Below are 22,545 nucleotides of genomic sequence, written 5' to 3'. Positions count from 1 at the left end.
CACCTAAATAGCTTTCCCCATCTGGGGATTTTTGACGTAGCTTAATAGCGGATACGTAACGGAGAGTTTCGTGGGAACGAAGAAAACTGGTAAGGGTCGACGGAAGATTGGACGCAAGAAGCGACGTATGCGTGCAAAGATCCGTCACCGCAAGAAATAATTGCGGTGGGCCGTCTTAGGACGTGTCTCCTCCTACAATTCCCCACCCCGTCCATGCCGCCGTTGCCTACGTTTTCCAGGCAACGGCATTTCTTTCTGCGCGCCCGGGTTGGGTTGAGTTCCGCCGCGGTCGAAAGTCTTCTTTCGCGGCGTCAGTCCTTGAGGCCAGTCGTCGCGATTCCTTTCAGGAACGTCTTCTGGGCGAAGAAGAACAGGACCACGATCGGCAACGTGAAGAGTGTCGCCGCCGCCAACAGCAGGTGTGTTTGGTCGGCGTAGCTGCTGACGAACTGCTCAAGACCGTATGCCAGCGGGAACTTGTCCTTGTTGCTCAGGAACAGGAGTGGACCGCTGAAGTCGTTCCACGCCGCAACAAACTGAAACAGGCCAACCGTCGCTAAGGCCGGCACCGACATGGGCAGGATGATCCGCCAATAGATGCCCCACTCCGAGAGTCCGTCGATCCGGGCCGCCTCGCTGATTTCTTCAGGGATAGTACGAAAGAACTGCCGCAGCAGAAAGATCGAAAACGCATCTCCCAGGAACGTAGGCACGATTAGCGCCCCGAGCGTGTTGTATAGGCCTACTTCACGTAACAGCAGGAACCGGGGAATCATGGTGACGTGCCACGGAAGCAGCATCGTGCCGATCAGCACGGCAAACAGCTTATCGCGTCCCCACCACTTCAGCTTGGCGAAAGCATAAGCAGCCATCGAGCACGAAAGTAGCGTTCCCGCGACTGAGCCCAGGCAAAGCACCAGCGTGTTGGAAAGGTACTGCCAGAACGGCATCGCCTCTATCGCTGCCCCGTAGTTTTCCCATTGCCAAGACTGGGGGATCAGTTGATTAGGATTTGCCTGGATCTCTGTGGGAGACTTGAGTGATCCAGAAAGCATCACCAGCAGCGGCAAACTATAAATCGTCGCAAAGAAGATCAGCAGCACATAGATCGTCGACTTCTGTAGCCAGGTCATGGTTCGTTCCTTGCGCGGTCGATGTGCGACTGAATCCTGGCCTCAGTTTCTTGCAGCATTTGGCGAAGATTTGGTTCGGTCGAGCTAGACATAGCTAACTCGGCAAGGTTCTTGACCTCGTTGTTGAAGTAGGGAGCCCCAGGAATGACGGGAACTGGGTATTGGTTCTTGCTGCCGGCGAGTTCGATGAATGTGCGGAAGAGCGGTTCCTCTTGCAGGAACTGCTGAAAGGTCGGCTCATCGACCACGTGCGGTGAAACGGGGATCCAGCCGCCCGCTACGCAGGTCGTGGCGGCTGCGGCTTCCTTTCCATCAAAGCCGCACCAAAACTTGATGAACTCCCAGGCTCCGCGCGACGCATTCGCTCCTCGTGGGATCACAAAGTTATTGCCGTTGACCCAGCCGGCGTTGGGTTTGCCGCCAGGGGGAACAGGCAGGGGAATTGCATCGAATTGAGTGACCTCTATTCGCTTCTCAGCCTGTGATTTCTGAAATGCCCGAATGTCCCGCACACGCCACTGACCATCCATGACCACCGCATATCGCTCAGCAAATAGCGGGAATGTCTTGCCAGGAAGCGATTGATCGCCGTGACGGAAGCGGGCGATCTCGGATGGACCGTAGCGTTTGCGGTAACTGGCCATCCAAGCCAAAGCGGATTCGATTTGGGGCGTCGTTAGCGTGACGCGTCCATCGTTTGAATCGTAGAACTGCCCGCTAAAGACAGGGCCCCAGGCCCAAATACGTCGCGAATCTGGCAGGTACCCGTGATGTTGATAAGCTTCGGCTTGGCCCGGCGGAGCGATAGTCTCGGCGATATGATCCAGATCGGCGATCGTTTTTGGTGGGGATAGCCCATAGCGCGCGAGCATCGTTTTGTTGACGTACAAGGCTCGAATATCAAGTCCATTGGGGACGCCGTAGAGGCGATCCTGGTAAGTGACCAGCCGACGCGCCGCTGGGAAAAGCCACTTCTCGAGTCGATCGACTTCATCGGGAGACGCGACTTCGTCCAGTGCCAGAATCGCTCCGCGATGCCCCCAATCGGCGATCACGGGATCATCGATATTCAGTAGGTCAGGTGGATCGCCTCCGGTAACGCTAAGGAAAAACTTCAGGTCGAGGTTGTTGCCAGGCATTGCAATCGCGCGTACGTAATAGTCATCCTGCGACTCGTTAAATCGCTTGGCAACATCCTCGACGATCGCCCGATCGGCTCCACCCCAGAAGTGCCAGAACACGACCTCTTCGCGATTGCTGGGTGTGTGTGTGTCGCTCGCGGTCAACAGTTGTTGCGAGACCAGCAGACCGCCCCCGAGCACGATAATAGCGGCGGTGGCCAGCATTCCACGAAGCGAGGAGATAACGTTCATCAGCGTACCCCCTCGTATACCCACCGCCGGGAAGTGGAGAACAAGAACCAGGTTGCTACGCCCAGCAAGGCAAACAACAGCCATGCCACGGCCGACGCGTACCCCATGTTCAGATGTTGGAACGCACTGAGAAACAGATGCAAGCTGATCACGAGGGTCGAATCAGCCGGGGCACCGCGCCCTTCGCTGACGATGTAGATCTGCGTGAAGGCTTGAACTGATTGAATAAGCCCCATGACGAGATTGAAAAAGATAATTGGCGTGAGCAGCGGTAGCGTGACGTTCACGAATCGACGAATGGGCCCTGCTCCGTCGATCCGGGCAGCTTCGTAAAGCGATTTCGGGATGTCACCAATCGCCGCCAGGTAAATCACCATGAAATTGCCCATGCCCCACAAACTCATCAGAACGAGGGCATCCTTCGATCCGATCGGAGCCGAGTTGTTTGCCCAGGCCGCTTCGGTGAGGGAATTGGGCGAAACAAACTCTGCCGGCGAGGCAAACCATTGCGGCTGCCAAAGGCCGAGCCAGCCAAGAATCGAATTCACCAGGCCATCGGCCGGATTCAAGAGCCACATCCACAAGATACTCGCAGCAACCACCGGAATGACCGACGGCAGGTAAAACAGCGTGCGAAAGATCGACTGCCCCCGGATGTCGCACGAGAGGAGCGTTGCCAGGCCTACCCCCAAAACGATGGACAGCGGCACCGAGAGCAACGCGTAGTAACCGGTGTTCCATAGGGCATGGGAAATGCCGGTACCGGTGGCGAATTCATTGGCCAGTTGCTCGTAGTTATCCATCCCCACGAACCGGGGAGGGTTGATCAAATCGTACTGGCAAAAGCTCCAGTACAAAGAAACAACAAATGGGTAAACGAATAACGCTAAGAGTCCCACTAGCCAGGGACTTGCGAAGCTGGCTGCGGTAAACCATGACCTCCAACGGCGACGCGACTCAAGCGATGCCGTTTCAGCAATGTCTGGGCTGTCCGCGTGATGTTGCAAGGGTTAACTCGTGCTGTTTTTCGGAGCGGAATGAATTTCTGGATTCCCTGTCATCCTGCTGGTAATCTGTGTCGGAATATGCCGATCATGCCCAGGGATGTTCCCCTTACGATGCCACATTTCGACCGCGGCGACAAACGGGGGGTGGAACCATGCTACGATGACAATAGGCCGCTATTGGTTTCATGAACTTCCCGCGATCGGTGGCCTGACCAGTTGAAACGGATCGATAACGAATGGAATTTCCCCGTTTAGCAAGAGATATTTCGATCGAGCGAGATGAGGCGGGCGTGCCCCACATCACCGCCAAGTCCCTTGATGACGCACTGTATGGCTTAGGGTACATGCATGCGACTGATCGACTGACCCAGATTCTCTTTGCCCGGGCTATCGCCTCGGGGCAAGCGGCCGAAACGATTGCAGCTCGCGACGAGTTATTGGAAACGGATCGTTTTTTCCGTCGTATCGGGCTGCATCGAAATCAACCTCGCGAGCGAGATTACTGGCCGGAAGAAACGCAGAAAGAGGTCCAGCATTATTGCTCGGGTGTCAACGACGGGATGAAGGCCGTCGGACATACCCTGCCTATGTGGGCCATTGGCTTCGAAGCAGCCCCCTGGGAACCGGTGTCCGTCTTGTACATCGGTAATCTCCTTAGCTTTGGCGGGCTCGCGGTCAGTCAGTTGGAAAACGAAAGGATCGTCATCGAACTCATTCAGGCAGGAGGCGATGAGGCGGCATTGCGGGAACTCTTCCCAGGCCGGTTAGACCACGTCGACTTCGACTTGGTACGGCAAGTACATCACGTACGGCGAATGTCCGACGAAGCGCTGGAAGTGTTGATGGATCTGCCGCGTCTGGCTGGAAGCAATGCTTGGGTGGTAGGGCCATCCAAAACGAAAAGTGGCAGTCCCCTGCTCTGCTCCGATCCACACTTGGAAACCAACCGGTTACCGGCGATCTGGTACGAAGCCGTATTGAAGTGGGATGGCGAATACGCGATCGGGGCCACCTTGCCTGGTTGCCCGTTGTTTGCCGTGGGGCGTACGAAGAAGGTCAGCTGGGGTGTCACCTACATGAAAGGGGACACGACGGACTTCTTCATCGAAGAGGTGCGTAAGTCGCAAGAAGGAAACTGGCAGTATCGCCGCGAAGACGATTGGATCGACTATCAAATTCGTGAAGAGGCGATTGGCTGCAAGGGCAAGCCGCCAGAAACGATGCGTGTGTTTGAAAACCCGCAAGGCATTCTAGAGGTGGATCCGGAACAATTTGGAGACGGCTTTTACTTCTCATTGGCGTGGACCGGTCTGTTTCCCCACTCCGGCATGGCGATCGCGTCATGGCTTGATATGCTCAAAGCCGAAAGTACATCCCACGCATTGGATGTCGCCAAGGAGTGTCCACAACCGACGCTTTGTTGGGTAGTTGGCGACGCGGATGGCAATATTGGTCTGCAAGGCAACGGGCGATTCCCTCGCCGCAGGAACGATGTGTCTGGCCTTGGTCCCGTTGCGGCGTGGGATGCAAGGAACCACTGGCAAGGAACGATTGCAACGGACAAGTTGCCGCGGGTCTACAACCCGCAGTGCGGGTATATTGCCACGGCGAACGAAGACATTAATGAGCCAGGCAAACCGAAGTTCGTCAGCCAAACGCTGCCCGACTATCGAAAGCGACGGATTGTCGAGCGGCTGGAAGAATTGATCGAAATCACGCCTGAAGATATGCAGCAGTTGCAATACGACTTGTTGAGCGTTCAGGCACGCGAGATTCTTCCGATACTGCTGGTGTACGCACCCGACGAACTGAAGCAAAGACTGGCTGGATGGGACTACCGGTATGCCCCAGATAGTACCGAGGCGGTCGCGTTTCAGCGGTTCTATCGAAATACGCTTCTCGAAATTTTCGGGCACGAACGGGGCATGGGACCGCGACGCACCTTGTACCTTGTATCACGCGCTGGCTTTTCGAGCATGATCATTGCAGCATGTGATGCGGTATTAAAGAAGGACATCTCGCTCTGGTGGCAAACACGCGACAAGGGGGAGATGATCCATACAGCGGGCGAGAAAGTCTTGTTGGAACGGGAAATCACCTGGGGTGAGTTTAACAACTTTCACTTTACCGATCGCTTCTTTGGCGGTGGCCAAGTGGGCAGATTGCTGGGATTTGATAGCCCTAAGTATCCCATGCCGGGGTGTCATGCGACGGTGTTCCAAGGGCACGTTCTGCAAACGGCCACACGCGAGTCAACTTTCGCGCCGAGTTATCACTTCGTCACGGATATGAGCACTGACCAGGCTTGGACGAACTTGCCAGGTGGGCCATGCGAAAGCCGCTTCTCGTGGTACTACAAGAGCGACGTGCCCCTTTGGATGGAGGGAGAATACAAGAAGCTTGCCCCGAAGTGGGAAGCTACAGAGACCAGCCAGCCAGAAGAATCACCACGAATACCACCCCCATAAAGCCGAGGATCCACACGGCCGTATCCCAAGCATGCTTTAGGATGGCTGGCCACAATTCGTGACGCGTGGCCCCGTAAACGAGGCTTACCACCACAATCAAGGGGAAGGCGTAAAGCAGCATCCGAGCGCCGGGAAACATGGCAAACAGGATGAGATCGAACATGGGCGATACTCTCTTGCGGTGTGTGATTTAGGAGGACGCGGAGCGTTCTTTTGCCTCGGAGTTTTTCGCGTCGGACTCGGGCGCATCTTCAGCCCCAGTGTCATCCTCTTTGGCTCTTTTCTTTTTCTCGGAATCAGGGACCATCCAGACGGGGCCTGCTCCGGCATCGTAAATCACCAGTACGTTCAGCAGTCCGGCGATCATCGTGTACAAGGTACCCATCTCAAACAGATAGCCGTACGTGCGATGAAGCTCGGCCATTTCGCCATCGATCGGAGGTGCCATGATGCGAACGCCGCCGATCTCAATCGGCTCCATTTTCTGACGCACCAATAGCGACTGGGCCAGTGCCGGAAGTGTAGGCAGGCCAACGCCTAGCTGGCAAATCAGAGGGAGTCGCTTCTCTTCGTTGTCCCACTTTGCATAAACGACCCGGCCACCGCCCATCGACAGGCCGAGGAAGTAAATTGAGAGAATGCAAACCAAGAACAAGATCCCTTTACCACGGCGCCCCTGGTAGAGGTGTCCCGCACCTGGAATTAGCCATGCGAGGAAGATGGCAGTGGTGGGGTTTTTCAGATCCACAGGAACAGGAGCGAAAGGATCTTGGCCTGCGGTTGGAGGAGCAGACCCGGCATCATTCGACATAGGGTTAAACCGGTAAGAATTTTCTACGTAGGTAATCTCTCAATCTTAGCCAAATACGCCCTGGATTCCAGGCCAGTTGTGGGGGCGATTTCTGCTACATGAATGCGTAAGGTGAACGCAGATAAAGACTTTGGATGGTTGAAGTGGGTTAGCAGCCCGAACGAATCAAAGAAGTTCTTCGCGAATTGCTTCCACCGTCTCAGGCGTTACCGACTGAGATTCACTGGCTTCGAGGGCCAGTCGCGAGAGATCGAGAATCTGCGAAATCACCCGAGGAAGCCCTTCCGAGTGCTGCGATACCGCTTGGATCGCAGCATCGTCGAGCGTAAGGGGAGAGCCGGGGAAAGCTGCCTGGTACGTCCGGGTGAAGTGAGCGACGTCTTCGCACGTCCAGGCTTCGAGTTCGATCTTTAAGTCGGCCATCTTCAAGAGCCGCAGATCGAACGAACGGAGTTTCGTACTATCGACCGATAGGATCAGCGATCCTCCGGTCGTTGCTCCGCAATGTAAACGGGCCAATGTCAGCAAGATATCTGCCGTTTCCTGGGCCATTTCTTCGACGTGATCCACAACGACAACGACCTGGCGCTCTTCCAAGGCATAGGTCGTCAACTGCTCGCGAATCTGAAACCATAGCTCCGTTGGCGTCGTGGCAAGTCCAACGTCGGCTTTCAGTTGGATGGCGAGTTCCCACAGAAAGTCTTGCTCGAACGTGCCAGGGGTCTGCAAGTAGGGAACAATCGATCCGCCGCGACGAAGCTTGGTCGTCCACTTTTCGAGTAGAGTCGATTTACCGCTTCCCAGAGGCCCGGTCAGTACCGCGACACGATCGCGACGCGCAAGAGCGTACTCAAGTCGGGCAACGGCTTCCAGGTAAGCTGGGCTCTCGAAAAACGGACTCATACAGGCGACAATCTATTGAGGGCTGCTAGCTGTTCGCGACGGTGCTAGCACCGCCGCGCAGGGCATTCCTGCCTTGGGATTGTTTCGGTAGAATCCGTCCGCGGTCTTCATGCATTCCTGCTCCTCAGATACGCAAACCCGCAATGTCAGAACGTTTTTTTATCGAGCATCCACCAACGGGCGCGGAAGTTACCTTCGACGAAGCCGAATCGCAGCATCTGGCCAAGGTAATGCGGGCCAATGTGGGTGACATGGTGGTTGGTTTTGACGGCAAGGGAATGGAATACCAGATTGAACTTACGTCGGTCGGGAAGAAAAAGGTTGTTGGATCGGTTCGTAGCCAAGCCGAAGTTTCCCGAGAAGCATCACGCCGGCTGACCTTGGCCGTTGCGCTTCCGAAGGGAGATCGACAACGCTGGCTGGTAGAGAAGTGCGTCGAATTGGGCGTAGCACGCTTGATTCCCCTGCTTACCAAGCGAGGCGTCGCTCAGCCGGTCGAAAAGGCCATCGAACGCCTTCGCCGCACGGTGGTCGAGGCCAGTAAACAGTGCGAACGAAATCACTTGATGGCGGTCGATGAAGGGCAAACGCTGGAAAAAGTCTTGGCCTCGCGACCGGCGGCTTCCTTCTTGCTTCATCCAAGTGGGGAAGCAATTCATCATGATGCCGTCGTGCCGGCGAGTGATGTTTTGGCGCTCGTTGGTCCGGAAGGGGGCTTCACGGATGAGGAAGTTGCCGAAGCGGCCGAGCATGGTTGTCAGATTGTTAGTCTCGGACCGCGGATTCTACGTGTCGAAACGGCAGCGCTCGCGATGGCTACTCTGGTGACGACTGTGCCTGGTCCTTAGGGGCCTCGACTTCATCGCCGAGCTTTTCAATTCGACCAAACAGTGCCCCGCCGACTTCGCCGTGTGTCCACGTTCCAGCGTACTTGTCTTCGTCGATGACCACGTGCGCACTGAAAGTGCCCATGCCGGGGATGGTTGTCTTGTCGAGCGAAATTACCGGCGTCATCCCGGCCCACTTCACTTCCAGCGGCAATGGAAGTTGCACGTCTTTATCGCCATATTTGATCCGAGCATTGATCAGCCAGATGTCCCCTTCTTCTAACTTGCGGACGTTTTTGATCTCGTAGCGTTCTGGCTTGGGAGCCTGATCTTCTTTACCAGAGATAGTAAACGAACCGACAAGTGCGACGTTGTCGAGTCGTTTCTCGAACAGCGCGTAGCGTTTTGCTTGGACGTCACTCGCTTTATCGTCTTGGGCGAAAAGCGATGGACTAAGAAGCAGGGCAACTACAAGCGAAAGGCAAGCACGACGCAACATGGGACTTCTCCGAAGCGGGGCGAACTAAAATTCGATGCTGTTCATCGTAGCGTGATCCGAAACTTCCGCCAAACAAGATCACGGGATCTGAACATTTCGCAGGTATTCAAGCGCGTCGGAGACCTCTTGTACCGGGTTCTCGGGGTGTTCGCGTTCGACGCAGATAAAACCGCGGTACCGAGCCTCTTCGAGCGAGGCGATCAGCAGCGGGAAATCAACCGTCCCACGGCCAAGCGGAACCTCGACACCTCGCCCGCGAGCCAGATCTTTTACGCCGTCCTTGCCGCGGACGCTCACCACGTAGTTGGCAAGTGCCTGGTACGACTCGTCGGCCGAGAAGCCGTTGATGATCAGCGCTCCGGGGTCGAAGTCGACGCCGATTGATCCTTCCGGGAGTTGATCCAGGAATTGTTTCATCACCGGACCGTCAACCTGTCCGGTTTTAGCAGCAAAGGTCACACCGCAGGTATCCGCATGGCGGGCCAGGTCATGCAGGACTTCGAGCAAGCGGGTATTGCTCTCGGCGGAGATCTCTTGATCGATGCCGCCGATATGATTGACCAGCACCTTGGCGCCAAGGTCATACGCAGAGGTCATGGCAGCTTTGGTGGCGGCTACGCGACGATCAAGATCGTCCAACACGTTATAACCACGGCGGGTCGGAAAGCTGACCGAGGCGATTTTCAGGTTATAGTCCGACAGCATTTTTTTGAGATGCCGAATCCCCGTCTTGGTAAGTTCATCCGGGCGGATTTCGTTGCGGAGGTCGATTTCGACGGCGTCGGCTTTCAACTCGCCAGCCGTTTGTAGGGCCTTGCGGAAAGGTTGTCGAAGACTGCGAAGTTGGACGCTCAGTGGAATCATGGACGACTATTTGGTGGGTTGAAGGGTATCGGAACGATTCAACGTGACGAACGTAGCGGTTATATCGCTTTTTATCGTGATGGCGAATCGGAGTTTTCGCAAGGTATGCCTGCGGTCACGGTTTGATGAGCAAGAGTTTAGCGGACTGCGCTCGTTTCTGCGCGGGATAATATTCGCTGAAACCAATTGCCTGGCAACTCGCCGATGATGTCGTTCGCTTTAATACCTCTGATGGTCCTGGCCGCAGGCTGGAAGGATGCGCCGATCGAGGAGCGTCATCCCGAGGCAATCGAACTGTTTCAATGCGATTTCGAGGATGACACCGATCTCAACTACGATCTGTGGCCCGATCAGTGGACGCGGCGATCTGGCCCCGGCTTTCCCCGGTACGTCGATGTGGAAATCACGGATCAGGCTGCGGCCAGCAAGAATCGTTCGCTGAATATCCGGCTCGACGGAGGAGCGGCCACGGCCTATAGCCCGCCAATCGCAGTACGGGATATCTTTAGTTACGTCCTTGAAGGGCAAATCAAAACCGAGGGGCTCGAGCTTGATAAAGCGTACATCTCGCTCACCTTTTTCAATGACAAGCAACAACCGGTCGAGACATATTACTCGGAAAAGTTCAAAGAGACGGGTGGATGGGTAAAGATCCGAATTGGACCAATTGCCCCCAAGAACACGAACCTCGATTTGGCGGTGATCGGATTGCATATAGGACCGGAAGGTGATGTTGACGAAGACCTGACCGGGAGTGTGTGTTTCGACGATCTATGGTTTGCTCGTCTTCCGAAAATGACTCTGGAGACGGCTGATGGCGGCAGTGTTTACCTGAATGATCAACCGATCAAGGTGCGCTGCAAGGTTTCAGGGATCTTGGAACGCGATCCGACCGTGATATTTGAACTGGTCGACGTCGGTCGTCAGTCCCTCGCGCGGCAAGAAAGCAAACTGGCAGGAAAGGTCGTTGCACGAAAGACCGAGAAGATCTCGGAACTGTTCGGCAAGAAGGCGTACCAGGACGAGAATTGGGATGTTGGTTACGCCGGGGACATTCAATGGCAACCACCTATCGAACAAAATGGTTACTACGAAATTCGCGCTACAATGATGGGCAGTTCCGGACTGATGCATCGTCGCGTGATGACGGTAGCAGTTGTTTCTCGCGACACGGTTCCCGAGAAAGGTGAGTTCGGTTGGTCGCTGCCCAGCGGCGAAGAGCCCCTCGACTTTCAGCGAATGTTCGACCTCCTGGTCACTGCCGGAGTGAACTGGGTGAAGTTCCCGGTGTGGTACAACGACGACGACCTTGAGCGAGCCAATAATATTGCCCGCTTCGCCGAGCGTTTGAATAAACACAACATCAATGTGGTGGCCGTGATTGATAAACCACCGGCGGACATTCGGAACCTGTTTGGCGAACAGGAAACGATGTTGGTCGCGAATGTTTTCGCTGAGCCTCTGCTGTGGCGACCCTACGTCGAGCCCATTCTCACGCGTCTTTCACTCACCGTGCACTACTGGCAATTGGGCGCCGATAGTGATGTGAGCTTCGTCGGTTATACGAACTTGCAGGATAAGCTACGGCAAATTCGCCAAGAACTTCGTACCAGCGGACAAGACATTGAATTGGGGATCCCTTGGCGATGGATGGCAGAAACGCCTGAGGGCAAAGGGGTTCCGTATGACTTTCTGGCCTATTCAATTTTGCCTCCTAGTGGAAGCTTGGACGGTTTGTTGCCGATGACCAAGGACGAACTTGGCATCTATTTGGACAAGTCGCAAGGTAAGACAACCCGCTTTGCTACGATCTATCCCTTGCCTCGTTCCAAGTATACGACGGAAGAACGTGCACGAGACCTCGTTGAAAAGATGGTTGCCGCGAAGATTCACCGAGCGGATGCGGCTTTCATTTCCAAGCCGTTCGATAGCGAATATGGATTGATGAACGAGAATGGTTCGCCGTCGGAGTTGCTCTTGCCGTGGCGAACGACCGCACGGTTGATATCGGGAACAGAATATCTGGGAGCGATTCAGTTGCCGAATAAGAGTCAGAACCATGTGTTTGCCCGCGGCAATCGTACGGTAATGCTCGTGTGGAACTCGCGGGAGACCAATGAAGTATTGTACCTGGGAGATGACGTCAAAATCATCGACCTATGGGGACGTGAAGTGACGCCTCTGCAAGAAGGTAACAAACAGATTATTCCGGTCGGTCCGATCCCGCAGTTTCTGATTGGGTTGAACGACAGCGTTGCCGAGATGCGACTGGCATTTCAGTTCTCACCGTCTGAGTTGGAGAGTGATTTCGGACGGACCCAACGGATGGACGCGACCGTACTGAATACTTTCCCCACGGCGATTAGTGGGGTGGCACGATTGGTTGCTCCCGACGTCTGGAATGTGAATCCCGGTATTCTGCGATTCAAACTGACTCGAGGGGGTGAACTGAAGTCACCGTATAAAATCTTGCTACGAGCGGATGCCGACAGCGGTTTGCAGCCGGTGAGAATTGACTTCCAGATTAGTGCCGACAAAGAATACGAATTTAGCGTTTATCGTGACGTCCTTGTGGGTAGTGGAATGATGCAGGTCGAGTCGACGGCGTCTTTCGACAAAGACACCGGTGAACTCGTCATCGAAGCGACCATCCACAATCTGCAAGAGCAACTGATTTCGTTCGACTGTTTGTTGTACGCCACTGGGCGCCGGCAAATGCGTCAACGGATTATGAATTTTGGATTAGGGCGCACGACGATTGTCTACCGAATTCCCGATGCGGACGATTTGAAGGGAGGCACAATTCTTCTCCGATTACGGGAAATCGGCGGTACCCGGGTTTTCAATCACCGCGTAGAAGTCAAGGATTAGAGGAGCGATCGAATCGTGCCTTGAATCCTTTTGGCGAGATTATCCCGTGGTTGAACCATTGAATCTGAGAAGCGTCTGCGAGTTTCTAGAACGATTTGCCCCCAGGCAATTGGCTGAATCGTGGGACAATGTGGGACTGCTTGTAGGGGACCCGGCTCAGGCGATCCAAGGCATTGTGACCTGCCTGACGGTAACGCCTGAAGTCGTTGACGAAGCGATCGAAGCGGACGCCGACTTGATCGTGACACATCATCCGATGCCCTTCAGGCCGCTCAAGCAGATCACTACCAACACCACGGTCGGGCAAATGCTCTTGAAGTTGATTCAGAACAAGATTGCCGTCTACAGTCCACATACGGCGTTCGACTCCTGTGCGGAGGGCATTAACTATCAATTGGCTAGCGGCATCGGGCTGACCGAAATACGGCCATTGATACCATCCGACCAACTGGATGCCTCAGAGTCAGCTTCCCAGGTTGGCACAGGGCGTTGGGGGAGAATTGCTGAAGGCAGTATGCCGCTGGCTCGCATTGCCGAGATGGCCAAGCAAGTGACCGGGGCCTCGATGGTTAAAGTCTTGGGCCGGGGAACGGCTGAAATTGAATCTGTAGCCGTTGGCTGTGGGTCGGCTGGCGAACTTCTAACCGCCACGATCGAGAATAAAATCGAGTGTCTGATTCTGGGGGAAACCAGTTTTCACACATGCCTTGAAGCCAAAGCTCAAAATGTCGCGTTGGTGCTCGTGGGGCATTATGCCAGCGAGCGATTTGCCGTCGAGAAACTCGCTTCGATTCTGGCTGAGGCATTTCCTACGGTCAATGTTTGGAGCAGCCGACAAGAAGCGGACCCGATTCACTTCGCCTGAAAAATCTATTCTGGGCCGTGCAACGCAGAGTGATACTCGGCATCCAAACTAATGTTTCCACAACCGTTGTGTCCTCAAATGCATTTCACGGGCCAGGTTGCGTCGAATGAGTCGGCAGGGTTTGTCGATCTAACGCCTTTAGATAACAATGGTTAGGGCGCAGGGGAGGCTGGTGCGCAAGGCTATGCTTAGGGCCAGCGGTCCGTTGGGGCATTCGACTTGGGTTGACCTCCTTGCAAAATGGTTATCAAAACACCTCGTTAAATTAACTTTGCGCACGATTGGCGAACTTTATGAAACAACGCGATAAGTCTCTCATCGCTCTGCCGGTCTACAATGAAGCGAGCACCATCCATGCGGTTTTGGACCAGGTCGTCAGCTACGGGCATCCCGTGCTGGTGGTCAACGATGGTTCCACGGATGACACATTGAAGCTTCTCCTGCAGCGTGATGACATCATCGTCGTGACGCACGAGAAGAACTCCGGATATGGAGCCGCCTTGATGACCGCGTTTCGATATGCCGAAGATCACAATTTTGACATCGTGGTTACGATGGACTGCGATGGTCAGCACGAACCTCAATTAATTCCCAAGTTCATTAGGGCATGTCGCTCGGTCGATATCGTTTCGGGCAGCCGGTATCTCAAGCAATTCGAGGGGCAAAGCGAACCGCCGGCACAGCGGCTCTTTATCAATCGCCGGGTTACTTCCGAGTTAAACCGCCTGCTTGGTTTCCAGTTGACCGATTCGTTTTGTGGATTCAAGGCCTATCGAGTCGAAGCCCTGAAGAAGCTGGACGTGACCGAGACAGGCTACGCGATGCCGCTCGAACTTTGGGTGGAAGCCGCCAAGGCAGGATTAAATGTCGTAGAACTGCCTGTTCCGTTGATCTACTTGGACGAGAACCGTTCGTTTGGCGGTGCGCTGGATGATGGAAGCACGCGGCTCAACTACTATCATTTCGTCTTGGATCGCAGCCTTGCCCGAAGTGGTTTGACTAGCACCGGTGCCCACACCATGGCTTCGTGCTGAAACAATTCGCCTAAGAAGCTTTTCGTATGACTGCCGAGCAACCCGGAATCCGGTACCAACGAATCCGTGCGCCACGCAGTCACGGTGAATCGCTTGTCCAGCCGAGTCCGCTCGATGCAGCAGGTCTCATCGCCGAGAATGGCTCGCGATTTTCCGCGGCGGGTGACTGCGTACTCGGCCATCGTGGTCTCAAACTCGACACGCTGCGTCGCCAGGCCCGGGAAGACATTCTGCGAATCGTCCAGCAACATGTTTCCAACTATTGCGATGCTTCTAATTTGCCGGTTACCCATGGCCCGGTGATCATGACCGGGCATCAGCCGGCCCTATATCATCCCGGTGTCTGGTTCAAGAACTTTTTGGCGGACCGTGTCGCGTCGCGGGTGAAGGGGATCGCGATCAACGTCATTATTGACAACGACGTCGCACCGGCACCTTCAATTTCCGCACTATCGGGCACGCCAGATGACCCTCGCCCAGCACGTGTTGCGTATGACCAGCCAGGACCACGTGTCGCTTGGGAAATGACTTACGTGGCGTCTTTGGAAACGCTACGATCGTTCGCCAGACGTGTCGAGGAAACGATCCAGCCCTTTGTTGCCCAACCTTTGGTCACTCATTTCTGGCCGCAAGTCATCCGGGAGGTAGAATCAGGAAAACCACTGGGGTTGGCTTTTTCGGCGGCTCGAAACCATCTGGAAAAGTCCTTCGGACTACGAATATTAGATATCCCTCTCAGCCAACTTTGTCAGATGGAATGGTTTTGTCGGATCGCGGCAAACATCCTGTCGAATGCAAGGGGTTACCGATACGCTTACAACCACTGCGTTCACCAGTATCGCGACGTTCATAAGATTCATAGTACGTCTCATCCGGTTCCTGATCTGGGAGAAGAAGACGGTTTCGTTGAAGTTCCCTTCTGGGTATGGACGAAAGAGATCGCAAGTCGGCGCGGGCTATGGGTTTCGGTTTCCTTGTCTAAGCTCGTTCTGAGCGACCGCGAGAGTTGGCAAATTGAACTGCCGCATGACGATGACTTGGTAGCATCCCTCCAGGCATTGACTAAGAATGGCATCTACATTCGTCCGCGGGCGTTGATGACGACGACCATATTGCGATTGGTGGCATCCGATCTCTTCGTTCATGGTATTGGGGGGGCGAAGTATGACCAGGTCACCGATGAGATTAGTCGTTTTTACTTCGGCATGCAGCCACCTATATTTGTTACGTCAACCGCCACGGCGCAGTTACCTATCGAGCGACTTAATTGGAGTCCTAATGTTCTGCGAGAGTTTGATGGCCGTTTGCGTGATGCCGAGTTTAACCCCGATCGCGCGATCGACGATGCCATGGAAGATGACCCAAAGTGGCAATCACTTCTCGAACAAAAGTCGCGATTGCTTGCCAACGTTCCAAAATTTCCAGAAAAACGTTTGTGGCATCGACGGCTACAAGAAGTGAATTCGAAACTGCGAAATGAAATTGCGGAACCTGTTGCGCGCCTTCGAATTGAGCGCGACAAGATCGCGCGCCAACTGCAACAGAAGCAGTTGCTGACGTCGCGAGAATACTCTCTTTTGCTCTTCCCGGAAGAAGGATTGCGGAATTTGCTACTGGACCTTGCTGAAAAAGCGATTTAATCTAAGAGAAGAGTTCACTTTGCAAAGGGATTTGTCTTTATTGAACGGAGTCGGATTGAATGCGTCGCGTCGTATCATCGACCTATTCGCCCCTGATTCAGCCGCCCGAGCCTTCCTCTCATGCGAGCCTCTCTCGCAGGGATGCGGCCCAGTTTTGTCTCACGACCAGCCAGGAAGGCGAGCAATTCGCCATCTTGCAATTGATGAAACATTGTCTTTTCGCTTACGACGAAAACGAGTTTCACTCGCAACAGGAACGCCCCGACTACGATGCCCGTGAACGTCTCACGTTCCGGCTTGGCAATCAGATTATTGGACACATTCGTTGTGTGCCGCAGCAGGTATGGTTGCAAGGAGCCTTGGTGCCGTACCTTTGCGCGAGCGAATTCGTTTTGGCACCTGAGCACGTTGACCTGAAGAACGTCGACGCTTTCTTTCGATGTCTCGATGCAACGTTCGATAGTTATCCTGGCGCGTTCATGATGCATCGAACCAGCGCCGCTATGGCACAGCGGTTGGCTCGATTTGGTTGGGTTTCGTTGTCTAGCAACTTTCGTAGCAGAGCGGCAACCGAACCTTATTTGGCTTCCGTTCGCGGCGCATCGAACGAACCGGCTCCGTTACTGCCGTTGCGGAGTGAATCTGGACTTTGGATTCGCTTGATGCGTCAGGTCGAAGCGGAAGCGTTGGTTTCGCTATATGAGAATTCATTTCAAGCCAACCAGATTGGTACGCCGCGCTCGTCGGCGATGTGGGATTGGCTGCTGCGACGAAAAGCTTTCGATGCGCTATACGTCGCGATACGAGGAGGAAACAAACTGGCGTTAGAAGATGCCATCGATCGAATCGCTGGCTACGCGGTCGTGAAAGACGAAAAGATCTTGGAAGTAGTTACCCAACCGAGCGAAAAAGGGGTAAAGCTTCCGTTGATCAATCGGATTTGCAGCGACCTCTATGAGGCCGACCATTCCGAGTTTCATCTCGAATCGCCGGCATCCGATCCGGTGCATGACCTGCTAACGGACATTCCTGTCGCTAAGAGTGCGCCGCCCGGGGAAGAACTCCTTGTTCGCATGCCCAACCCAATCCAGCAGATGGCGGAGTTGGCCGCGACGCTCCATCAGCGGGCCAAGACGCGTGGTCTTGAACTACCGCTGGACTTAGGGCTGCTAATCGATGGCGAGAAGTACTGCATTCACTTGGGCAAGCGAAAAGGATCCCTGACCGATGGTAAGTTGGGACGCAGCTATCTGGAATTAACGCATGCCCAAGTCGTGCGCTTAGTGCTTGGTGATTTGCCGATTCAGCAGCTACTTCAGCAAGGTCAAATAGTCGCGTCCACCCAAGTTGCGGCGAATGTGGCTTCGAAACTATTCGACTACGATCCTCCCTGGTTCCCCGCAATCGACGTCTTGCTGATGCGTTGATCGCCGTGATATCAGTAGGGATCGAAAGAAATCCCCATCCAGCGGGTACATGGCAAACTTATCCGGATTGAGTATCATAAAGCGCTTGGTTTTTGGTCGGTCCGCCTCTCTTGCTTGGACCTCCTAAGTTTTCCACTCGAATCGTAGATCATCGTCTGCTGTTTCCATGAAGATCGCCATCGCTTCGGACCATGCTGGGTATCATTATAAGACCATCATCATCAAGCATCTCGAGGCTCTGGGGCACGAGGTGGTAGATTTTGGGACCGATTCGGCCGAGGCATGTGACTATCCCGACTTTATCATTCCTGCGGCGAAGGCCGTTGCGGCGGGGCAGTGCGAGCGCGGTATCGTTCTGGGAGGATCGGGAAATGGAGAAGCCATCGCCGCAAATCGAATCCACGGCATTCGTTGCGCTCTGACCTGGAATGTCGAAACGGCAAAGCTAGGGCGTCAGCACAACAAAGCGAATATGATTTCCATCGGCGAGCGAATGACAGCCGAAGGGGATGTTCTTAAGATCGTCGACGCTTGGCTGGCAACCGAATTTGAAGGTGGGCGTCATCAGCGTCGGATCGAGAAGATTGACACACTTTCACAGAACTAGTGTTCTGCTAGTGATTTGAGGCAATCAAGCGCCAACGCGAATATGACCCAGTATCTGACCTTCGCGTACGATATCGTCCTCTTCGGTATTTAGATCGCAGAGCACGCCTGATGCGGGGGAAACGACGTCGAAGGTCACTTCTCCGGCAAGAACCTCTAGGACGCGATCCCCTTCACGGACAAACGAACCGCGCGGTACTAGCCACAAACTGGTACGAACCAGGATATCGGTCAGGCCAAGTTCCGGCAAAATTAGCGGTTGTAAGTCTTCGCGTAGCATTGATTTCCGATTTCTACAGTCTGTCAGGTTCAGAAACTTGAGAACCTTCGGGCACTCATGATCGTCCTGTTGGTGACCACACCTGGCTCAGGCGAGGGCTGGAGATTAATACCGGGGAAGCGTTATCGATTCAAGGTCGAATCAATTGCCCGGGAATCGGAAATTTGGCAATAACTTCGATCTCGGTTGCCCTGTTTCCAGCGGTCTTTCGCGAAAATATGTGAGAGAAAATATCTTTTTTGCAAAATATATGGCCGCAACTACAGAATTAGCTTACGGTAACAAAGCACCATAAATTTGGGACAAAGAATTTGGCTGATAGGGGGGCTTTATGGCCAAAAGTATCAAGTCAATTGCGCTTATCTTTGCAGTTCTCATTGCCTTCGGGGTGATTTACGAGTCGTCGCTTCGCAGAATTACCGACGGCGGAATAGAATGGCTCAGGCGACATACAAACGATTTTTGCGAGCCCGGTTATCGTCTTCATTCCGAGCACTGCTGGCATTACGAAAATGGCGAAACCTACTTCGTCTATGTCTTTGAAACGACACCAGTCCATCAGGGATTCAGTCCTGGCGTGCAGATCCTTCTGGAGGACGACAAACACAAGGAGTTGCATCGCTTTAACATCAATTCCGAACACAAACTGCTCAATACGGCTCTCCTGCAATCGGTGACACCCAACCGATTAGAGCTGGTATTTCGCGTGGACGAGCCGTCACCGGATCTCTATTGTTACTACTGGAAGGTCGAAGGTAGACGACTGGTTCGGGCTGACTTCATGGTGGCTTCCTAAAGGGGCCTGTAAAGTTTCAATTGCTTATCGAATCACAGCAGATTCTCGATGGCTGTGATCTTCTTTCGCAAATTGCTTGTTTTCTCTGAAATTCCTTTCTACTGTTTAATCAGTACTTGATTGCGAGTAGGAAATCGTGAAAGTTTCCGTTCGCTTGGTCTCGTACTTGCCAGCCACTTTTCTGCATGACCTGACTTATCACGGCAGGGGCAACCAAGAACAGAGAGAGCACAATGAGCAACTTCAAGAGGCGAAAACGATTCGCCCGACAACAGAGAATCAGCGGCGAGCAACTCGAACAACGTCAGTTGTTGGCAAGCGACCTGACGGTCGTCATCGATTCCGTGTTAGAGGAAGTAAGAACGATCGACGGGACTGGGAACAATCTCATTGATCCCACATGGGGAAGCACAGAGACAGCATTCATTCGTTTTGTGGATGCAGACTACGCCGATGGAATTTCTGAGGCTTCCGGCGAAGATCGCCCCAGTGCCCGCGAGGTCAGTAATAACATTGCGGCACAGTCAACATCGGTAACGAACGATCGATTTCTGACTGATTTCGTGTGGCAATGGGGGCAGTTTTTGGATCACGATATCGACCTGACAAGAGAATCTGATCCACAAGAATTGTTGCCTATCGAAGTGCCCACCGGAGATATCTTCTTCGATCCGACGGGGACCGGTACGGCAACCATATCGCTAAGTCGCAGCGAGTATGATCCGACTACCGGCACCTCGATAGATAATCCGCGGGAGCAGGTTAACTCGATCACCGCATTCATCGACGGATCGATGATTTACGGTTCCGACGATTCGCTAGCGGCGGCGCTGCGAACTTTTGAAGGAGGGCATCTGAAGACAAGCGAAGGAAACCTACTGCCATACGAAGGGGATATTTACGAAGATGCCGAGGGTTCCATCTTCTTCGTTGCAGGCGATGTCAGGGCTAACGAGCAGGTCGGTTTGACGGCAATGCATACGCTTTTCCTGCGCGAGCACAATCGTGTGGCCGATGAAATCTCAGCCGCGAATCCCGATCTTGCGGACGAAGAGATCTATCAACAGGCCCGCGCGATTGTTATTGCCGAGATCCAGTCAATTACCTTCAACGAATTCCTGCCGGCACTTCTTGGCCCCGACGCGATTGCTCCTTATCGAGGCTACGACCCTACGGTCGATCCGAGCATAGCGAACGAATTTGCCACGGCTGCCTATCGGTTTGGGCATAGCATGTTGTCCAGTGAAGTTCTGCGGCTCAACAACGATGGAACGGTAGCCGAGGAAGGATCGCTTTCGCTACGGGAGATGTTCTTCAATCCGCAAGAGATCACCGATAACGGCATTGATTCGCTACTCCTGGGACTTGCTTCGCAGCAAGCTCAAGAAATCGATAACTTGCTGATCGACGACGTCAGAAATTTCCTGTTTGGTCCTCCTGGAGCAGGCGGATTCGATTTGGCTTCGCTCAATATTCAGCGAGGCCGTGATCATGGCTTGGCGGACTACAATACCACGCGCGTGGCCTATGGTTTAGATCCTGTCAGCTCATTCGACGAGATCTCCTCGAACCCTGATGTCGTGGCGGCACTTCAGGCAACGTATGACTCCGTTGATGACATCGACTTGTGGGTAGGTGGTCTGGCAGAGGATCATGTCGCTGGTTCAAGCATTGGAGAGCTTTTCCGCACGATCATAGCGGATCAGTTCACTCGTCTGCGCGACGGAGACCGTTTCTGGTATCAAAACCTGTTTACGGGACGCCAGTTGCAAGAGATCGAACAGACTTCGCTCAGCGATATCATTACCCGAAACACCAGCATTACTTCTTTGCAGGAGAATGTCTTTTTTGATGCCTCGGTTTGGATTCATGATGCTTCCGATAGCCGATCGGAAGTGACTTGGATTACTGGTACAGGAGATGAGGTCACTATTCAGGAGACGGATCGAAGTGGTACTACCAACGAGGCGAAGGTTGCGACTGACGTCGGCCAGGTACAGGTGGTCGGCGAGGATCTGCAGCGTGATGTATTCGTGCTCGAGTTAAGCCAGCTTGTTTCCACTTTGGATGGTGGTTTCGTCGTCCAAGGGCAAGAGGGACGTGGCGATGTCCTCGTCCTGGCTACAGGCGATGGCGCCGATTCGATCGTGATTGGCGAGAATACCATTGAGTGGAACAACCAGGTGATCGCCTATAGCGGCATCGAGCGAATCGTGATTTTCTCCAACGAATCGAGCGACTCTGTGGAGGTTGAAGCAGAGATCGACGTCCGCGTTGATGTGCTGACCGAGGAAGCCCCCACGACCAATCGCGAACTGCTCGATGTGCTGGATCGCCGAGACCCACGCCCCGATCGACCCAATGGGCCACGACGTAACGATGGGCCCCGACGCGGTGACGATGATCGTCGTCGCGAAGAAGATACCCGGCGAAGAGATGATGATTTCCGCCGAGCGGTTGATCAGATCGTTGCCGATTTCGCGTAATTCGAGCACGTTCCATTGTTGCGATACGGCATCATGTTGCCGTATCGCAACATCTTCTATGTACTTGCGAACTTCTTTGACGAGTGCTTGGTTTGCCGTAAGCCATTTTGAGTTAATGGTTTGTGGGTTGTTGGCGTGCTCTTTGGCAATGAATGGCATCCCCTTTGCAAATCCTTGTTCCGTTCGACTATTCGAACCAGACTCGCACACTGGCGAGCTTTTGGAAACCGCCAATCATTGTCTCGTCGAGAACGTCTCCTCCATGCACGCCCGCGAACATGTCCAGCTTGCCGCCTACCTCGCCGTCCATGCCCCTACCTATCTACGGGGAAACGTGACTCACAGTCCAACGGCGTTGGAGCACTACTGGATATCCTCCAAATGCCGTCTTGATCGTTGGGGCATTCGACTGAAGACCCATGCTCAGTTGCTGGAGTCGGGATCGGCGATGGATTTCCCGCGTTTCTGGAATGCGGCACGACCGGTAATCGAGGAGATTTTGGTAAGCGATATTCTTACACGCGTCTGGATCTCAGTGTGCGTCGCACACGACAGAATTCAGCGAGAAAGCATCGCTGAGCCTGTGGCTAGGAGTGTTTTTCTAGGGCACATGGAAGCCAGGAATCGGGCACTGAACCTGCTTTTACATGGACGC

20 protein-coding genes are annotated in these 22,545 nt (G+C 54.0%); 10 read left to right on the top strand and 10 right to left on the bottom strand.

Annotation, left to right across the window (positions count from 1 at the left end):
- Window positions 1-311: 311 nt before the first annotated feature.
- Genes Pan97_RS23860 through Pan97_RS23850 form a run of 3 tightly spaced genes read right to left on the bottom strand, consistent with a single transcriptional unit; the run spans window position 312 to window position 3,309 of the window.
- Complete coding sequence (locus Pan97_RS23860) at window positions 312-1,133, bottom strand: carbohydrate ABC transporter permease (protein WP_144977043.1); 822 nt, start codon at window positions 1,131-1,133, stop codon at window positions 312-314.
- Complete coding sequence (locus Pan97_RS23855; RefSeq protein WP_165698942.1) at window positions 1,130-2,506, bottom strand: extracellular solute-binding protein; 1,377 nt, start codon at window positions 2,504-2,506, stop codon at window positions 1,130-1,132. The genes Pan97_RS23860 and Pan97_RS23855 overlap by 4 nt, the downstream gene beginning before the upstream one ends.
- Complete coding sequence (locus tag Pan97_RS23850) at window positions 2,506-3,309, bottom strand: carbohydrate ABC transporter permease (RefSeq protein WP_196782202.1); 804 nt, start codon at window positions 3,307-3,309, stop codon at window positions 2,506-2,508. Before Pan97_RS23850 ends, Pan97_RS23855 begins: the two co-directional genes overlap by 1 nt.
- Before the next feature lie 440 nt (window positions 3,310-3,749).
- Between Pan97_RS23850 and Pan97_RS23845 the strand changes: the two genes are divergently transcribed.
- Window positions 3,750-5,981, top strand: a complete 2,232-nt coding sequence (locus tag Pan97_RS23845) for a penicillin acylase family protein (RefSeq protein ID WP_144977037.1) — start codon at window positions 3,750-3,752, stop codon at window positions 5,979-5,981.
- Here the strand turns inward: Pan97_RS23845 and Pan97_RS23840 are convergent.
- The 3 genes from Pan97_RS23840 to Pan97_RS23830 form a co-directional block, all read right to left on the bottom strand.
- On the bottom strand, window positions 5,932-6,144 hold the full coding sequence (locus Pan97_RS23840; protein WP_196782201.1) for a hypothetical protein: 213 nt from the start codon (window positions 6,142-6,144) through the stop codon (window positions 5,932-5,934). The genes Pan97_RS23845 and Pan97_RS23840 overlap by 50 nt on opposite strands.
- A gap of 27 nt (window positions 6,145-6,171) precedes the next feature.
- Window positions 6,172-6,792 carry a DUF6677 family protein gene (locus tag Pan97_RS23835; RefSeq protein WP_315861153.1) on the bottom strand — a complete coding sequence of 207 codons (621 nt, stop codon included), beginning with the start codon at window positions 6,790-6,792 and terminating at the stop codon, window positions 6,172-6,174.
- Window positions 6,793-6,957: 165 nt separating this feature from the next.
- Complete coding sequence (locus Pan97_RS23830; protein ID WP_144977031.1) at window positions 6,958-7,695, bottom strand: AAA family ATPase; 738 nt, start codon at window positions 7,693-7,695, stop codon at window positions 6,958-6,960.
- Window positions 7,696-7,838: 143 nt separating this feature from the next.
- Between Pan97_RS23830 and Pan97_RS23825 the strand changes: the two genes are divergently transcribed.
- Window positions 7,839-8,543 (top strand): RsmE family RNA methyltransferase, encoded by a 705-nt coding sequence (locus Pan97_RS23825; RefSeq protein WP_144977029.1) that lies wholly within the window; start codon window positions 7,839-7,841, stop codon window positions 8,541-8,543.
- Here the strand turns inward: Pan97_RS23825 and Pan97_RS23820 are convergent.
- Window positions 8,512-9,021, bottom strand: a complete 510-nt coding sequence (locus tag Pan97_RS23820) for a hypothetical protein (RefSeq protein ID WP_196782200.1) — start codon at window positions 9,019-9,021, stop codon at window positions 8,512-8,514. The two genes, Pan97_RS23825 and Pan97_RS23820, sit on opposite strands and share 32 nt — an antisense overlap.
- 78 nt (window positions 9,022-9,099) lie before the next feature.
- Window positions 9,100-9,885, bottom strand: coding sequence for a sugar phosphate isomerase/epimerase family protein (locus tag Pan97_RS23815; protein WP_144977026.1), 786 nt, complete (start codon window positions 9,883-9,885; stop codon window positions 9,100-9,102).
- Between the two features lie 204 nt (window positions 9,886-10,089).
- Between Pan97_RS23815 and Pan97_RS23810 the strand changes: the two genes are divergently transcribed.
- From Pan97_RS23810 to rpiB, 6 genes are all read left to right on the top strand, one after another.
- Window positions 10,090-12,756, top strand: a complete 2,667-nt coding sequence (locus Pan97_RS23810; protein ID WP_144977023.1) for a hypothetical protein — start codon at window positions 10,090-10,092, stop codon at window positions 12,754-12,756.
- A gap of 46 nt (window positions 12,757-12,802) precedes the next feature.
- Complete coding sequence (locus Pan97_RS23805; RefSeq protein WP_144977020.1) at window positions 12,803-13,621, top strand: Nif3-like dinuclear metal center hexameric protein; 819 nt, start codon at window positions 12,803-12,805, stop codon at window positions 13,619-13,621.
- Window positions 13,622-13,914: 293 nt separating this feature from the next.
- The gene (locus Pan97_RS23800) at window positions 13,915-14,655 is read left to right on the top strand and encodes a glycosyltransferase family 2 protein (protein ID WP_144977018.1); all 741 of its coding nucleotides are present in this window, start codon (window positions 13,915-13,917) and stop codon (window positions 14,653-14,655) included.
- Between the two features lie 305 nt (window positions 14,656-14,960).
- Window positions 14,961-16,295, top strand: coding sequence for a hypothetical protein (locus Pan97_RS23795; protein WP_144977015.1), 1,335 nt, complete (start codon window positions 14,961-14,963; stop codon window positions 16,293-16,295).
- A gap of 59 nt (window positions 16,296-16,354) precedes the next feature.
- Window positions 16,355-17,722: a GNAT family N-acetyltransferase gene (locus Pan97_RS23790; RefSeq protein WP_144977012.1), complete on the top strand. Its 1,368-nt coding sequence runs from the start codon at window positions 16,355-16,357 to the stop codon at window positions 17,720-17,722.
- Between the two features lie 166 nt (window positions 17,723-17,888).
- Entirely contained in the window at window positions 17,889-18,329 is a 441-nt protein-coding gene (rpiB, locus tag Pan97_RS23785; RefSeq protein ID WP_144977009.1) for a ribose 5-phosphate isomerase B, read from the top strand.
- Window positions 18,330-18,353: 24 nt separating this feature from the next.
- On the opposite strand, the gene Pan97_RS23780 is transcribed toward rpiB, so the two are convergent.
- Window positions 18,354-18,608 carry a lipoyl domain-containing protein gene (locus tag Pan97_RS23780; RefSeq protein ID WP_144977006.1) on the bottom strand — a complete coding sequence of 85 codons (255 nt, stop codon included), beginning with the start codon at window positions 18,606-18,608 and terminating at the stop codon, window positions 18,354-18,356.
- Window positions 18,609-18,939: 331 nt separating this feature from the next.
- Between Pan97_RS23780 and Pan97_RS23775 the strand changes: the two genes are divergently transcribed.
- Window positions 18,940-19,404 (top strand): hypothetical protein, encoded by a 465-nt coding sequence (locus tag Pan97_RS23775; protein ID WP_144977003.1) that lies wholly within the window; start codon window positions 18,940-18,942, stop codon window positions 19,402-19,404.
- Between the two features lie 233 nt (window positions 19,405-19,637).
- Entirely contained in the window at window positions 19,638-21,890 is a 2,253-nt protein-coding gene (locus tag Pan97_RS23770; protein ID WP_144977000.1) for a peroxidase family protein, read from the top strand.
- 187 nt (window positions 21,891-22,077) lie between these two features.
- On the opposite strand, the gene Pan97_RS27075 is transcribed toward Pan97_RS23770, so the two are convergent.
- Window positions 22,078-22,200: a hypothetical protein gene (locus Pan97_RS27075; protein WP_261342361.1), complete on the bottom strand. Its 123-nt coding sequence runs from the start codon at window positions 22,198-22,200 to the stop codon at window positions 22,078-22,080.
- Window positions 22,201-22,545 lie beyond the last annotated feature (345 nt).

The organism is Bremerella volcania, assembly GCF_007748115.1.
Taxonomy (GTDB): Bacteria; Planctomycetota; Planctomycetia; order Pirellulales; family Pirellulaceae; genus Bremerella; species Bremerella volcania.
The sequence above is the reverse complement of the archived record's forward strand: the minus strand, read 5'-3'. Positions and strand labels throughout refer to the sequence as shown.

What these genes read in the sequence shown, in the direction of transcription:
- Pan97_RS23770 (WP_144977000.1), top strand. Translation starts at nt 19,638, where the DNA reads ATGAGCAACTTCAAGAGGCGAAAACGATTCGCCCGACAACAGAGAATC.
- Pan97_RS23835 (WP_315861153.1), bottom strand. Translation starts at nt 6,792, where the DNA reads ATGTCGAATGATGCCGGGTCTGCTCCTCCAACCGCAGGCCAAGATCCT.
- Pan97_RS23860 (WP_144977043.1), bottom strand. Translation starts at nt 1,133, where the DNA reads ATGACCTGGCTACAGAAGTCGACGATCTATGTGCTGCTGATCTTCTTT.
- Pan97_RS23775 (WP_144977003.1), top strand. Translation starts at nt 18,940, where the DNA reads ATGGCCAAAAGTATCAAGTCAATTGCGCTTATCTTTGCAGTTCTCATT.
- Pan97_RS23780 (WP_144977006.1), bottom strand. Translation starts at nt 18,608, where the DNA reads ATGCTACGCGAAGACTTACAACCGCTAATTTTGCCGGAACTTGGCCTG.
- rpiB (WP_144977009.1), top strand. Translation starts at nt 17,889, where the DNA reads ATGAAGATCGCCATCGCTTCGGACCATGCTGGGTATCATTATAAGACC.
- Pan97_RS23815 (WP_144977026.1), bottom strand. Translation starts at nt 9,885, where the DNA reads ATGATTCCACTGAGCGTCCAACTTCGCAGTCTTCGACAACCTTTCCGC.
- Pan97_RS23790 (WP_144977012.1), top strand. Translation starts at nt 16,355, where the DNA reads ATGCGTCGCGTCGTATCATCGACCTATTCGCCCCTGATTCAGCCGCCC.
- Pan97_RS23845 (WP_144977037.1), top strand. Translation starts at nt 3,750, where the DNA reads ATGGAATTTCCCCGTTTAGCAAGAGATATTTCGATCGAGCGAGATGAG.
- Pan97_RS23810 (WP_144977023.1), top strand. Translation starts at nt 10,090, where the DNA reads ATGATGTCGTTCGCTTTAATACCTCTGATGGTCCTGGCCGCAGGCTGG.
- Pan97_RS23800 (WP_144977018.1), top strand. Translation starts at nt 13,915, where the DNA reads ATGAAACAACGCGATAAGTCTCTCATCGCTCTGCCGGTCTACAATGAA.
- Pan97_RS23840 (WP_196782201.1), bottom strand. Translation starts at nt 6,144, where the DNA reads ATGTTCGATCTCATCCTGTTTGCCATGTTTCCCGGCGCTCGGATGCTG.
- Pan97_RS27075 (WP_261342361.1), bottom strand. Translation starts at nt 22,200, where the DNA reads ATGGACGGCGAGGTAGGCGGCAAGCTGGACATGTTCGCGGGCGTGCAT.
- Pan97_RS23830 (WP_144977031.1), bottom strand. Translation starts at nt 7,695, where the DNA reads ATGAGTCCGTTTTTCGAGAGCCCAGCTTACCTGGAAGCCGTTGCCCGA.
- Pan97_RS23825 (WP_144977029.1), top strand. Translation starts at nt 7,839, where the DNA reads ATGTCAGAACGTTTTTTTATCGAGCATCCACCAACGGGCGCGGAAGTT.
- Pan97_RS23855 (WP_165698942.1), bottom strand. Translation starts at nt 2,506, where the DNA reads ATGAACGTTATCTCCTCGCTTCGTGGAATGCTGGCCACCGCCGCTATT.
- Pan97_RS23850 (WP_196782202.1), bottom strand. Translation starts at nt 3,309, where the DNA reads ATGGATAACTACGAGCAACTGGCCAATGAATTCGCCACCGGTACCGGC.
- Pan97_RS23795 (WP_144977015.1), top strand. Translation starts at nt 14,961, where the DNA reads ATGACCGGGCATCAGCCGGCCCTATATCATCCCGGTGTCTGGTTCAAG.
- Pan97_RS23820 (WP_196782200.1), bottom strand. Translation starts at nt 9,021, where the DNA reads ATGTTGCGTCGTGCTTGCCTTTCGCTTGTAGTTGCCCTGCTTCTTAGT.